Origin of the sequence: Marinobacterium mangrovicola (genome assembly GCF_004339595.1) — a bacterium.
GTDB classification, from domain to species: Bacteria; Pseudomonadota; Gammaproteobacteria; order Pseudomonadales; family Balneatricaceae; genus Marinobacterium_D; species Marinobacterium_D mangrovicola.
In genome coordinates this window covers 481,892-495,322 of record NZ_SMFU01000009.1, presented here as the reverse complement: position 1 = coordinate 495,322, position 13,431 = coordinate 481,892, and the positions used below count along the sequence as shown (strand labels likewise).

Here is a 13,431-nt window from a genome sequence, read left to right as displayed (position 1 = left end):
TTCTCCGGAAATAGTCAGTTGGCGTAAGCCATGGAGGGCAGCCAGGTCACGATCTGGTGCCAGTAAAAAACGATCGCCAATCCCACCAATTGCAGTGCGATAAAGGGTAGTACGCCACGGTAGATGGTGCCGACGCTAATCCCCTCTGGAGCGACCCCCTTCATATAGAAAAGGGCGAAGCCCACCGGCGGAGTCAGGAAAGAGGTCTGCAGGCAGACCGCGAATAGGATGGTGAACCAGACCAGGTCAAAGCCGAGGCCAGCGACTACCGGTGCCACCAGCGGCAGAATGATCAGGGTCAGTTCGATCCAGTCGAGGAAGAAGCCGAGCACAAAGGTGGCCAGCAGGATGCAGATCACGATACCGGTGGGGCTGAATGGCAGGCCGGTCAGTGCCGCCTCGATCAGCTCGTCACCGCCCAGGCCGCGCAGGACCAGCGAGAACGCGGTGGCACCCAGCAGCAGTGCGAAGATAAATGCCGTGGTCTTGGTGGTTTCACGGCAGACTTCGTAGAGCACCTGCAGGTTGACCCGCTTTTTCACCACCGCGAGCAGGGTTGCCCCTGCAGCTCCTACGCCTGAGGCTTCGGTGGGGGTGGCAATACCGGCGAAGATAGAGCCGAGCACGGCCAGGATCAGCCCCGCCGCCGGCAGCACGGTGAGAAAGACCCGGGCGATCAGCAGCGGTGTGACCGGTTCAGCATTATCAGGTGCGGGCGCGGCACCAGGCCGCAGCAGGCCCACACAGAAGATGTAGCCGATATAGAGCGCAGCGAGCAGCAGACCCGGGAGCAGCGCACCCAGAAACAGATCGCCAACAGAGACTCCGATACGGTCACCCATCATCACCAGCATGATACTGGGGGGGATCAGGATACCGAGTGTACCGGTGGAGCAGACGGTGCCGCAGGCCAGTTCGTGGCTGTAGCCCTGGCGCATCATCATCGGGATACCCAGCAAAGCGAGAAGTACTACCGATGCGCCGATAATACCGGTGGACGCCGCCAGCAGCAGGCCGACAAAGGTGACGGTGATCGCCAGACCACCGCGGACCCGGCCGAACAGGCGTACCAGATTGGTCATCAGGTCTTCAGCGATACCGGAACGGTCCAGCATCAGGCCCATGAAGACGAACATCGGCAGGGCCACCAGCACCCAGTTGGTCATTACATTCCAGATGCGCGGAACCACGATAGAGACGTAATCCCAGTCGACACCGATCCAGGCATCCCAGACCTGATCTGCAATCATCGACAGGACAGCGAAGATCAGCGCGACACCGCCGAGTACCCAGGCCACAGGAAAGCCGGAGAACAGCAGGACGATAAAGCTGGCGAACATGGTAATAGCGAGAATCTCATTGATCTCCATGAGCGTTCTCCTTAGCGGTGCCATGCAGGGCGTTTGGGAATCCGAACAGCAGGGCGCAGATGCGGCTCAGTCGGGAGCAGACGGCGATCAGCAGCAGGGCAAAGCCCAGGATGAGGAAGCCCTTGATCAGCCAGCGATAGGGCAGGCCACCCGGCGCCATGGATACCTCGTTCATCTCGAAGGAGTACTGGACGAAAGGGATGGCGTACCAGAGCACGGCGACTGCGAACGGTAGCAGCAGAAACAGTATGCCGAGCAGCTCTATAACAGCCTGGGCTTTCAGACCGAGTCGCTCATGCACCAGGTCGACACGAACGTGGTCGTCGAGCACGTAGCAGAAGGAAAGCCCCACCAGCCAGCCGATGGCGTATAGATGCCACTGCAGTTCCTCCAGCTCGATATAACCCTCGCCGAAGGCGTAGCGCAGTACCACGTTGGTCAGGATCACCAGCATCAGTGCCACCCAGCTCCAGTGCGCCACTGAAGCTACGCCACAGATCAGGCGGTCGAAGGCGCGTGAAAGCCGGGTACGAGGCAGCTCGGTGTGGTGAACGAACTGCTCCAGGTCCACATGCTCGGGTGCCCGACGTACTGGCACATCGGTGCTATCGTGGACAGCCGCCTGTGTTGTCAGTTGATTCATGTCTCGACTCCGTCAGTCAGAGCCGGAACGGGGATCCCCGTTCCGGGTGGAGGTGAGGACTGAGGTTAGAGGGAACCCAGCTCTTTCCACTGGTCGTAACCCTGACGGAAGTTCTGCATGGAGTCGTAGACCTCCTTGAACATCGGGTCTGTGGCGGAGGTTTCCTGCATCACCTCCGACGTGGCGTTCTGCAGTGCCTCCATCAATGCGGGGCTGAGACGATGCGGTGTGACTCCTTTGCCTTCAAATTTCGCCAGCTCAGCGCCCTGGAGTGATTCGCTGTAGGCCAGGCCACGGAAGGTGGCTGCGGTACAGGCGGTCTCGATCAACGCCTGTTTCTGTTTGCTCAGCCCGTTCCAGATATCGGTGTTCACAACGAGGTGGCTGGCGGTGAACGGCTGATGCCAGCCAGGGAAGTAGTTGTGCTTGGCGACCTTTTCGAAGCCAAGCATCTCGTCGATGGCGGGGGTGGCAAACTCGGTGGCATCGATGGCGCCTTTCTCCAGAGCGGGGAAAATCTCGCCGCCAGGAATGACGGTGACCGAGGCGCCAAGCTTCTGCAGCACCTTGCCGCCAAGCCCTGCGAAACGGATCTTCAAACCCTCCAGATCTTCAGGGGTGTTGACCTCGTTACGGAACCAGCCTGCCGTCTCTGCACCGGTGATCGAGCAGAGGATCGGGTGAACGTTGTGCGGGGCATAAAGTTTTTCGGCCAGCTCATGACCGCCTCCCTCATACCACCAGGAGCTGTAACCCAGTGGGTCCATACCGAAGGGAACCGCTGCAAACAGGGCCGCTGCGGGCATCTTGCCCTGGTCGTAAGCCAGCCAGGCGTAGCCGGCAGGAATCTGCTTGTTCTTTACCGCTTCGGTGATGCCAAAGGAGGGAACGATCTTACCCGGCTCGTAGACCTTGATCTGCGCCTCGCCGCCGCTGGTTTCCTTCAGCGACTCCTCCACCAGACGAATCGGATTGCCCAGGCCCGGCCAGTTGGTGTTGAACACCGCCTGAACTTTCCACCTTACCGGTTCATCGGCGGCCAAAGCCTGGGTGCTCAGACTGGCTGCCAGTACTGCCCCGGCGAGCAGGGGAAAAGAGTGGTTGGCAAGGCGGGTGTGGCGTTTGTTAAAGCGTTTCATAAACGATCCTTATTTTTATTTTGAGACGTTTTGTCTCGTTATAGATAGGATCTGTGTTTTGGTTGGTCAAATAAAATGAGACAAAAAGTCTCAAATTAATACTAAAGTATTATCTTTGTTGTAGGCTGGCAGGTGATCGGAAAAGGATCTGAAAAGCGGTGTCGCGGTTTCTGCCAAACAGGTGGGAAAGGCCTGTATAATCCCGCCATCGACATTCACAGGCCCGGAAAGCGGGCCGACAAAGCGCCAACGAGGTATGGGGTATGAGCAAAGAGACCAATCAGCAATGGGGTGGCCGTTTCAGCGAGCCGACGGACGCATTTGTCGCGCGTTTCACCGCGTCTGTGGACTTCGATCAGCGCCTCTACAAGCAGGATATCCAGGGCTCGATCGCACATGCTCGTATGCTGGAAAAGGTCGGCGTACTGACCGAGAAAGAGCGCGATGACATTATCCGTGGTCTCGGTGAGATCCGTATCGAGATCGAGCGCGGCGACTTCGCCTGGTCCGTCGCGCTGGAAGATGTCCATATGAACATCGAAGCGGCACTGACCAAGAAGATCGGCATCACCGGTAAGAAGCTGCACACCGGCCGTTCCCGCAACGACCAGGTGGCCACCGATATCCGTCTCTACATGCGTGATGAGATCGACCTGGTACTGGCCGAGATCAGCCGCCTGCAGCAGGGGCTTCTGGATCTGGCAGAGAAAGAAGCCGATACCATCATGCCGGGCTTCACTCACCTGCAGACTGCCCAGCCGGTGACCTTCGGTCACCACCTGCTGGCCTGGTTCGAGATGCTGAGCCGCGACTACGAGCGTTTCGCCGACTGCCGCAAGCGCGTCAACATCATGCCGCTGGGCGCCGCTGCGCTGGCTGGTACCACCTATCCGATCGACCGTGCCTACACCGCTGAACTGCTGCAGTTCGACGCACCGGCGGGTAACTCCCTGGATGCGGTCTCCGATCGTGACTTCGGTATCGAGTTCTGCGCCGCGTCCAGCCTGCTGCTGATGCACATGACGCGTATGTCCGAAGAACTGGTGCTCTGGACCTCCGCTCAGTTCAATTTCATCAACCTGCCGGACCGCTTCTGCACAGGCTCATCCATCATGCCGCAGAAGAAAAATCCGGACGTACCCGAGCTGGTGCGCGGCAAGAGTGGCCGTGTCTACGGTCACTTGATGTCACTGCTGACGCTGATGAAGTCCCAGCCGTTGGCGTACAACAAGGACAATCAGGAAGACAAAGAGCCGCTGTTCGACGCTGTTGATACCGTAAAAGGCTGTCTGCGTGCCTTTGGCGATATGATCCCTGCCATCGAATCCCGCAAGGAAGAGATGCGTGAAGCGGCTCGCCGCGGCTTCTCAACGGCTACCGACCTGGCGGATTACCTGGTTCGCAAGGGCGTGGCGTTCCGTGATGCCCACGAGATCGTCGGTCTCTCCGTGGCCTATGGCATCGAGCACAAAAAGGATCTGTCCGACATGACCCTGGATGAACTCAAACAGTTCTCCGATACCATTGAGCAGGACGTATTCGACGTTTTGACACTGGAAGGTTCGGTGGCAGCACGTAATCATATCGGCGGTACGGCTCCGGACCAGGTTCGCGCTGCCGTCGACCGGGGGCGCGACCTGATCGCAGCGCGGGGCGAATAAGCCTTCGCTGATCCCCCGATAACAAGAATAAAAACAGTTCGGGGGATACACAGGGATGGATCAGCGTCTCAAGGTACTGAGCGCAGGCATACTTAGCCTGATAGTGACGGTGGGCGTGGCACGTTTTGCGTACACGCCGCTGTTGCCGGTGATGCTGCAGCAGACCTTTCTCGATACCTCTGGCGGCGGCTGGCTCGCCAGTTTCAACTATATCGGCTACCTCGCTGGAGCTCTCGCGGCGGCCGCCGTTCCCAATCTTCGCCTTAAAGACCAGCTCTACCGGCTCTGCCTGGTGCTGGCTGTAGTCACCACCCTGGTGATGCCGTTAAGCGAAAACTATCTGGTCTGGTCGATTCTGCGCCTGATTGCAGGTTTCAGTGCCGCCGGCGGCCTGCTGCTGGCCAGTGCGCTGATTCTTAACTGGCTGATCCGCCACGGTTATCGCTCCGAACTGGGTGTGCACTTTATCGGCATGGGCGCCGGTATCGCCTTCTGCTCAGTGGTGGTGGAGTTGTTCAGTGCGCTTAACCTTGATTGGAGTCAGCAGTGGACGGGCTTCGCGCTGCTGGCGCTGCTGCTGGCGGTACCGGCCTGGCGCTGGATGCCAAGGCCGGATCTCAGTGGAATGACAACCAGCGGCCAGCAACTGGTGGATCAACCGCCAAGCCGGCGCTTCAACTGGCTGTTGCTGGCGGCCTATTTCTGTGCCGGCTGGGGCTATGTGATCAGCGCCACTTTCATTGTGGATATCGTGCAGCGGCAACCGGGTCTTGAGAGCAGCGGCAACTGGGTGTTCCTGGTGTTGGGACTGGCGGCGGCGCCGGCCGTGATCGTCTGGGACAAGGTGGCGCGCAGGACCGGCTATGTTCCCGCGCTGTTGCTAGCCTACGTGGCTCAACTGCTGGGCATCCTGATGCCGGCATTGTCGCCGACGCTGGCTGGCGCGATGACCGGCGCGGTGCTGTTTGGCGCCAGTTTTATCGGTGCCGTCGGTCTGGTGCTGACCCTGGCGGGGCGCTTTTATCCAACCAAACCTGCGAAACTGATGGGGCGTATGACGCTCTCCTACGGTCTGGCGCAGATTATCGCACCGGCGATTACCGGCACGCTGGCCGAGCGACTGGGTAACTATAATCTTGGACTCTATATCGCCGCGGGCGTGGTGGCGCTGGGCGCTGTGCTGATGGCGCTGCTGTGGCGCCTGGAACAGGAGGAGCCGGCGCTGCAACGACTCTGAAAGAGTCGGGAATCAGATGCGCAGCGCCGGTTAAGTCGATCAGTCGAGGGTGATGTCGACCATCAGATCGGAAGCGATCGCCTCCAGTTTGTCCTGCAGCTCATCCAGATCCACCGGGCTCGGTACCAGCAGTTCGGCACTGGCCTTGAACAGCTGCTCGCCGGACATGGAGCCGGAGACGAGCTCCGTCTGCATCTTGTGAACATTGATCTGCATGCTCGCCAGTGCACGGGAGATATCGCGCACGATACCGGTTTTGTCATGGCCGACCAGGTCCAGGGTGACGGCACGGGTGTTGGCGGCAGTGGCGGCATCTTCACTGCGTTCGATGCTTACCTTGAGGCCCTGGTTTTCAAGCCCTTTCAGGGCTGTGGTCAGTGCTTCCTCCTGCTCAGCGGGAACCTGAATAATCAGTACCCCCGCGAACTGTCCTCCCAGGCGAGACATACCCGATTCCAGCCAGTTACCCTGGTGCTCGGCGATGGTGCTGGAGAGCAGGCCAACCAGGCCCGGTTTGTCGCGGCCGATAAAACTCATTACCAGAGATGTCATTAGAGGGGGCTCCATGTAGGCTAGTGTTGCCGCGCAAGCGGCGTGCTGCTGTCGTTTTGTGTGTTTCTGTCGTTATTAATGTATTAAAACCTGGGCATCTCTTGCGCACCAGATTCTGCATCGGCTTCTTCACCCGATCCTGAACAAGAGTATAAACAACTATGGACGGTATTCTCACGGCTCTCTGGCCAGTCTTTGCCCTGTTGGTGATCGGTTACCTGGCAAGACGTTACGATTTTCCCGGTGCGGCGTTCTGGCCTCCGGCGGAGAAAGCCACCTATTTCGTGCTTTTCCCTTCGCTGCTTGTTAGCCGCCTGAGCCAGGCGGATCTGGCGTCGGTGCAGTCGTCTTTGCTGGTGACGGCGGTGCTGTCCATGTTGCTGATACTGTCACTGCTGGTGTTGTTGGTGCGTCCATTGTTGGGTGTGGGCAACGCCCAATTCACCTCGGTCTATCAGGGTAGCCTGCGCTTTAACACCTATGTGGCACTGGCGGTCAGCGCCGCGTTGATGCCGGAACAGGGGGTGGTGCTGGCGGCAGTAATGACCGCGGTAATGATTCCGACGCTGAACCTGCTCTGCGTGCTGGTGTTTGCCTGGTTTGGCGAAAGCCGGCCAACGCTCAAGGGAGTGCTGAAAACACTTTCACGTAACCCGCTGATCCTCGCCTGTCTGTTCGGCATAGCGCTGAACCTGAGTGGTATCGGATTGCCGGCTCCGGCACGTCCGGTGCTGGGTCTGCTAGGGGGGATGGCACTGCCGCTGGGCCTGCTGGCGGTGGGGGCGGCGCTGAATCTGCGGGTGCTCAAACACAGCGGACCCGCGGTGATCGCTGCGAGCCTGATCAAACTGCTGATCTGCCCGCTGATCGCTTTTGCGCTGGCCAGGCTGTTTGGTCTGTCTGAGCCGGCAGCCCTGGTACTGCTGATCTTCGCATCGGTGCCCACGGCGACCGCCGCTTATATTCTGGCGCGTCAGCTTGGCGGTGATGCGGAGCTGATGGCCAACATCATCACCACTCAGACCCTGATTTCGTTACTCTCCATGCCGCTGGTATTGATGCTCCTGGCCTGAGACTGGGCGCGTTAATCCGTGGTTTTGTGTGTAAGATTTTTGAGCCGGTTGACACGGAGCCACTAGCGTCCGTTTTATTAGCTAACCGTTATTTAGGCCGGAAAGGTTAGGGAACGGTATAAATGTGTTGAGTAACGACATGTTTTTGGATGGAAGTTGACATTTATCCACCGTTCTCTGTCGGATCTGTTGCATTTTTTTCCAGCTGTGGAACACTAGCGCTCGATCACTGTCACAAAGTTGTTAACATTCGTGGAAGGCCCGTCGTAATTGGCCTGGCGCCTTTCGTTATATGGCAGCTCTAAAAATTGGAACAATCCATCAAATGAAGAAGAGTCCCGATCTGGTTCTTGTTCTGGTCCTGGTGTTTGTCGTTGGTGCTTTGATGACCGGCGTTTCCCAGACAGACCTGCAGCTTACCTCTCTGGTGCAGCAGGCGTTCAATAGCTAGACGGACTGACGGCGAAGATAATTCGCCCTGTCGGTCACTATTCCGAACAGCGGTACATCCCAGGGTTGTACCGGTAGCTCCCCGACTCTCTGAAATTCATGCGCCAGCCCGATTAGCCGGGCGCCTTTGATCCCTTTTCCCTTGAGTTTGTAGCTGAAGGTGCGGTCATAAAAACCGCCGCCCATGCCCATCCTGTTGCCATCCGCATCAAATGCCACCAGTGGCAGCATTACCAGATCCATTGCCCAGGCCGGGCGTCGCGGATGTTTCTGCAGCGAAGGCTCGGGAATACCAAAGCGGTTAGGGCTCATGCGGGTATTCGGCGTGTAGTGGATAAACCAGAGCCGGTTGTGGCGGATCGGGTGCAGTACCGGCAGATAAACCGCTTTGCCCATTTTCCAACAGAGCTCTATCAGCGGAGTCGGGTCGATCTCACCGTCATTAGGCAGGTAAAGGGCGATATGCCGTGCTCTGAGAAACCAGAGTTGATTACGGATGCGGTTGCGTACACCGATAGCGGCTTCGCGCTGCTGTGTCGGGCTGAGACTGCGACGTTGGCGACGCATCTGCTGGCGCAGTGCGCGTTTTTCCGCGGGCGTGTTGTTCAAGGTAGGGCCTCCCAGGATGCCGACATCGGTTGTGGCCCTGAACCCAAAGGTTCAGGTCGAGGATGTCAGCAGATATATCAGGCTTTCCGGTAACCGGACATGCACACAACACCTGCTTTCCACCCTCTGGGTAGTGCTTATCGGCTCGAGGGACTTAACCGACTAGCGAACACCCCAGGAAGTGAATCTATTATACCGCTGCAGGTATGAATGTCAGCTCTTGCAATTTTTTAAGCTTTTGCTAAGAGCGCTCTATTCGTTTGAAATATAACGATTAAAAATGACTATGAGAGTTTTTCAGGCGTCATTTTTGGAAGTGTCACCGACATCTCCTGCGTCCCTTTCAAGGGAGCGGTCGATCTTGCTGCCTAGACGCTTGAGCTGCATCTCCAGGTTACGGCGGCTGTCGGCATTACTTTTGATCAGTTCGTGGGAAACATTCAGCGCCGCCATCACGGCGATACGCTCAAGGCCAACGATCTTGCCGCTGGACTTGATCTCCCGCATCTTGCTATCGAGATAATCCGCCGATGCCAGTAGCTCCGCTTCGGCGCCATCCGGACAGCTGATGGTGTATTCCTTGTCGAGAAGCTTTACGGTAACGGTACGTGCGTCCTTACTCATGATTGCTGCTCCAGTGCTTTGAGGCGCGAAATCATGCCTTCCACCTTATCGCGGGTCTGGTCATGCAGCTGCAGAAGCTGTGCGCGTTCTTCGCGTAGCTTGCCGGTCTGGTCACGCAGATAGCGGTTTTCCTGCTCCAACTGATCGAGTTTACCGAGTAGCAAATCGATCTTCTGTTCCAGTGCGTTGAAGTAGTGTTCTGACATGCCCCTGACCTTTGTGACTTACCGGCGCTCTCCGGGGGGAGACTCCCGTCAGGGCGACTATAAACAGCGCTAACCGGAGGGTCAATCGGCGTCAGGCCTGATTGCGCCGCTGTTTAAGCTTGCTCTGATTGAGAGGGGGTGGCATGTTTAACCAACGTTCTACTTGATCGTACAGGGAAAGTTTATTCAGTGTCGCGAATACACCTCATCCTTCTGATGTTCTGGGTTCTGCTGGCGCGATCGGTTCTGGCTGCCGATCCACAGGTGGTGCTGACGGAAAGAGAAGCTGCCTATGTCGCCGCCGGTAAGCCGGTCAGCATGGCTGCCATGTACGATTTTGTGCCCTTTTCCTTTATTGATAAGGGGGAGCTGCGCGGTTTTGTGCCGGAGCTGGTCGAGATCATCGAACAGAAAACCGGCCTGGATATAAAACTAGGCACCGGCGAGTGGTCCAACAACCTGCGCATGCTCGAAGAGCGTCAGATCGATGCTATCTCCGATATCTCCTTCAAGCCTGAACGCACGCCGTTCACTCTCTATACGACACCCTATTTTGAAATTCCCACCGTGGTATTCACCCGCAAGGAGTTTGGTGATTACAACGGTCTGGCAGATCTGTCCGGTAAACGGGTCGGCGTGCTGCGTAACATCTTTTATCTGCGCGAGCTGCGCACCCAGGCGGATCTGGATATCCGCGAATATGAAGATTACGCCACGCTGATCAGCGCCCTGGCCTATGGCGAGATCGACGCCGCGATCCAGAACCTGACCTCCGGCTATCACTACGCGTCGACCAACGCCTATACCAACATCAAGGTGGCGGGTGAGTTCCAGTTGCGTAACGTGGGGCGTGAGGATCTGCGCTTTGGCGTACAGCCGGAACAGCCCCTGCTGCGTTCCATCATTCAGAAGGGTATGGATGCCATTACGGCGGATGAGTGGGAGGCGCTGATCGACCGCTGGATGGGGCGCGCATCGATGGGCTTTATCCGCAAGGCCCGTACCGTGGCGCTAACGCCGAGCGAACGCGAGTTCGTCAAGCAGAACCCGGTGATCAGGGTGCATAACGAAAGCAATTTCGAGCCCTACAACTTTTTCGAAAACGGCCGTCCACGTGGTCATTCCGTAGACCTGATCCAGCTATTGGCCGACAAGGTGGGGCTGGAGGTGAACGTGGTGTCCGGTTTGAGCTGGGACGAATACCTGCAGATGATGCGTGAGGGCCGCCTCGATGTGATGATGAATATCGTCTATAGCGAAGAGCGCGACACTTACCTTGAGTTTACCCGCCCCTATGTACGCCAGGTGCAGGCGTTGTATCGGCGTGATTCGACGCCGGCTATCGCCAGCTTCGATGAGCTGAAAAAGAAAACGCTGGTGCTGCCGGATGGCTTTTATATGTATGACCGGCTCAGCAGTCAGCCGGGCATGAAGGTCATTCCCTCCACCGACAGTCTCGACTCGCTGCTTAAGGTCAGCACGGGAACGGCGGATGCTACCATCGAGCTGATGACGGTGGCGGACCACCTGAGCCAAAAATACGGCGTCCCTGGGCTGATCAGCCAGAGTACGCTAGACATCGATGGGGGGGATCCGCTGTCGCTGCGGATCGCCGTGCGTGAGGATCAGCCGCAGCTGCGCGATATTCTGCAGCGGGCCATGGACAGTCTTACCGAAGAGGAGAAAAGGGGGCTGCAGCAGAAGTGGCTTTCCAGTGCCGCTTCCCCGGCCAGCTACGTGCACCTGCGCGGTGAAGAGCTGGAATGGCTGGAGTCCCGCACTGCCGTCAAGGTTTGCGTGCGCCGCGATAACCTGCCGCTGGAGCATATCGGTGAGGACGGCAAGAAGATCGGCGCTTTCGCCGATCTTCTGGAGATTCTGCGTAACAACTCCGGTATCAGCTTCCGTATCGAAGCGGCGGACAGTTACAAACAGGCGTTGGCCGCGCTGGAGAGCCGGCGCTGTGACCTGGTGGCCACCTCGCCCTTACTGCAAGAGCGCGATGACCTCTCTTTTACCCAGCCACTGTTCACCAGTCCGCTGGTGGTCGCTACCGGGCCGGATGAGATGTTTTTCAGCGATCTGGAACAGCTAAAAGGGCGCACCCTGGGGCTGGTTGAGGGAGGCGAGGTTCAGCAGTTTTTACGTGATCTGGGATCGGATGTGGAGCTGCGTGGGTATGAGGATCTGGAAGCTGCACTGACCGCGCTGAACGAGGGTGAGATCTATGGCGTGGTCGACAGCCTGCCGGTCTTGGGGCGGGAACTGAACCGTCGAGTCTACGGCGAACTGAAAATCTCCGGTCAGTTGGACTCCCGCTACGCGCTACGCATGGCGATGCGTGCCGACGATGTGATCCTCAACCGGATCATGAACAAGACGCTGGCGTCGGTCAGCGATGAGCAACGTGAGACCATCGCCAACCGCTGGCTGCAGATAGGCCCCTTGAAAGAGAGCACCGATTACCGCCTGCTGGCGCAGACCTCGCTCGGTGCAGCGCTGCTGCTGGGTGTGATCCTGGTGTGGAATCGCAAGCTGGCGCGCCTGAATAACCGGATTCGGGAGAGCAACGATCAGCTGCAGCAGGCCCACGAAGAGCTGACGGTGAAAAACCGGATGTTGGAGCAGCTATCGGTTACCGATCGTCTGACCCGGCTGAAAAACCGGCTGTTTATCGAGCAGCTGTTCGAGCGTGAAGTGGAACAGGCGGAAAAGGGTGGGCCGGGCTTCGCGGTGTTGCTGCTCGATATCGACCACTTCAAGGAGGTCAATGATCGCTTTGGCCACGATGCCGGCGATCAGCTGTTGACCGATTTTGCAGCGGTGCTCAGGGGCGGTTGCCGCCAGCAGGACTCCATTGCCCGTTGGGGTGGTGAGGAGTTTATGGTGGTTTGCCCTGACACCAGTATCGATGATGCGGAGCAGCTGGCACAAAGGCTTGCGGAAAATGTGCGCAGCCATGCCTTCCCGGTGGCAGGGGCTCGCACCGTCAGTATCGGTGTGGCGGCCTGGCGCCTGGGCGATACTCAGAAAAGTATCAGTCTGCGTGCGGACCAGGCGCTCTATCGTGCCAAGGACCTGGGTCGTGATCGGGTGTGTGTGCAGCACTGATGCCGGCTTGCGTGGCCCTGTATCCGCTGAGGTGCTAGCATATCTCCTTATCTGAATACCCAAAGCGGGTCGCGCTGTCGGCCCGCTATCCCTCTGACCAACAGAATGTATCCTGACCATGACCCGCGAAGATGCCGCAGTTGAACTGCCCGATTTCGATATTGTCGCCAACCTGTTGATCGAGGAAGGTGTACTGGCCGTATCCCCGGCCGAACTGCACGGCTTGCTGGCCGGTCAGCTGGCCGCCGGTGCCCGCTTTGATGCCGATACCCTGCTGCGGGTGTTCCTGGAACTGATGGACGTCAGTGCACTGAAGCAGGAAACCACTAAGCTGGGCCTCATCGAGCTTTATCAGCGCACCCTGGCTCAGTATGAGTCGGATGACTTTGATTTTGCCCTGCTGCTGCCGGATGACGACCAGATGCTGGCGCAGCGCGCTGAAGCACTGGGTAGCTGGTGCAGCGGATTTCTGAGCGGCTTTGGCCTGCATACGCAGAAGTCTCAGAAGCTGTCTGCTGAAGCGAAGGAAGGGCTGCAGGATCTGGCGCAGATCGCCCAGATCGCGGCTGATACCGATGCAGACTCCGACGAGGATGAAGCGGATCTGATGGAGGTACAGGAATATGTCCGCACCGCGGCGATGCTGATGTTCAATGAATGCAATCGCGTGCCGGAAGCGGAAGCCGAGGCCACCAAGCAGACGCCGCCGACACTGCACTGACGCGGCTCCCTGTAGTGAAATCATCGCCAGCACTG

At 58.1% G+C, this 13,431-nt stretch carries 13 protein-coding genes and 1 other RNA gene; 6 read left to right on the top strand and 8 right to left on the bottom strand.

The window, feature by feature from the left end; translation table 11 throughout:
- Positions 1–14: 14 nt before the first annotated feature.
- From CLV83_RS14785 to CLV83_RS14775, 3 genes are all read right to left on the bottom strand, one after another.
- Positions 15–1,370 (bottom strand): TRAP transporter large permease, encoded by a 1,356-nt coding sequence (locus CLV83_RS14785; RefSeq protein WP_132293878.1) that lies wholly within the window; start codon positions 1,368–1,370, stop codon positions 15–17.
- A complete protein-coding gene (locus CLV83_RS14780; protein ID WP_132293875.1) occupies positions 1,357–2,013 on the bottom strand; it encodes a TRAP transporter small permease subunit in 657 nt (218 codons plus the stop codon). Before CLV83_RS14780 ends, CLV83_RS14785 begins: the two co-directional genes overlap by 14 nt.
- 65 nt (positions 2,014–2,078) lie before the next feature.
- Complete coding sequence (locus tag CLV83_RS14775) at positions 2,079–3,152, bottom strand: TRAP transporter substrate-binding protein (protein WP_132293872.1); 1,074 nt, start codon at positions 3,150–3,152, stop codon at positions 2,079–2,081.
- A 263-nt stretch (positions 3,153–3,415) separates the two neighbouring features.
- Here CLV83_RS14775 and argH point away from each other — a divergent pair, with 263 nt between their 5' ends.
- Both argH and CLV83_RS14765 read left to right on the top strand, forming a co-directional pair.
- On the top strand, positions 3,416–4,813 hold the full coding sequence (gene argH / locus CLV83_RS14770) for an argininosuccinate lyase (RefSeq protein WP_132293869.1): 1,398 nt from the start codon (positions 3,416–3,418) through the stop codon (positions 4,811–4,813).
- 55 nt (positions 4,814–4,868) lie between these two features.
- Entirely contained in the window at positions 4,869–6,050 is a 1,182-nt protein-coding gene (locus tag CLV83_RS14765; RefSeq protein WP_132293866.1) for a YbfB/YjiJ family MFS transporter, read from the top strand.
- Between the two features lie 39 nt (positions 6,051–6,089).
- On the opposite strand, the gene CLV83_RS14760 is transcribed toward CLV83_RS14765, so the two are convergent.
- Positions 6,090–6,602, bottom strand: a complete 513-nt coding sequence (locus tag CLV83_RS14760) for a glycine cleavage system transcriptional repressor (protein ID WP_132293863.1) — start codon at positions 6,600–6,602, stop codon at positions 6,090–6,092.
- A gap of 161 nt (positions 6,603–6,763) precedes the next feature.
- Here CLV83_RS14760 and CLV83_RS14755 point away from each other — a divergent pair, with 161 nt between their 5' ends.
- Both CLV83_RS14755 and CLV83_RS22860 read left to right on the top strand, forming a co-directional pair.
- Positions 6,764–7,675 carry an AEC family transporter gene (locus CLV83_RS14755; protein WP_132293860.1) on the top strand — a complete coding sequence of 304 codons (912 nt, stop codon included), beginning with the start codon at positions 6,764–6,766 and terminating at the stop codon, positions 7,673–7,675.
- 325 nt (positions 7,676–8,000) lie between these two features.
- Positions 8,001–8,126 (top strand): hypothetical protein, encoded by a 126-nt coding sequence (locus CLV83_RS22860; RefSeq protein WP_279387529.1) that lies wholly within the window; start codon positions 8,001–8,003, stop codon positions 8,124–8,126.
- Here the strand turns inward: CLV83_RS22860 and CLV83_RS14750 are convergent.
- The 4 genes from CLV83_RS14750 to CLV83_RS14735 all read right to left on the bottom strand — a co-directional run bounded on the left by CLV83_RS14750 (position 8,123) and on the right by CLV83_RS14735 (position 9,564).
- Entirely contained in the window at positions 8,123–8,734 is a 612-nt protein-coding gene (locus CLV83_RS14750) for a 5-formyltetrahydrofolate cyclo-ligase (protein ID WP_279387528.1), read from the bottom strand. The two genes, CLV83_RS22860 and CLV83_RS14750, sit on opposite strands and share 4 nt — an antisense overlap.
- A gap of 4 nt (positions 8,735–8,738) precedes the next feature.
- Positions 8,739–8,918: non-coding RNA, 6S RNA (ssrS, locus tag CLV83_RS14745), on the bottom strand.
- Positions 8,919–9,031: 113 nt separating this feature from the next.
- Positions 9,032–9,358 carry a cell division protein ZapA gene (locus CLV83_RS14740; RefSeq protein WP_132293857.1) on the bottom strand — a complete coding sequence of 109 codons (327 nt, stop codon included), beginning with the start codon at positions 9,356–9,358 and terminating at the stop codon, positions 9,032–9,034.
- Positions 9,355–9,564 carry a TIGR02449 family protein gene (locus CLV83_RS14735; protein ID WP_132293854.1) on the bottom strand — a complete coding sequence of 70 codons (210 nt, stop codon included), beginning with the start codon at positions 9,562–9,564 and terminating at the stop codon, positions 9,355–9,357. Before CLV83_RS14735 ends, CLV83_RS14740 begins: the two co-directional genes overlap by 4 nt.
- A 189-nt stretch (positions 9,565–9,753) precedes the next feature.
- Between CLV83_RS14735 and CLV83_RS14730 the strand changes: the two genes are divergently transcribed.
- Together CLV83_RS14730 and CLV83_RS14725 are read left to right on the top strand one after the other, a co-directional pair.
- Positions 9,754–12,675, top strand: coding sequence for a transporter substrate-binding domain-containing diguanylate cyclase (locus tag CLV83_RS14730; protein WP_132293851.1), 2,922 nt, complete (start codon positions 9,754–9,756; stop codon positions 12,673–12,675).
- 118 nt (positions 12,676–12,793) lie between these two features.
- Positions 12,794–13,396 (top strand): UPF0149 family protein, encoded by a 603-nt coding sequence (locus CLV83_RS14725; protein WP_132293848.1) that lies wholly within the window; start codon positions 12,794–12,796, stop codon positions 13,394–13,396.
- Positions 13,397–13,431: the final 35 nt, after the last annotated feature.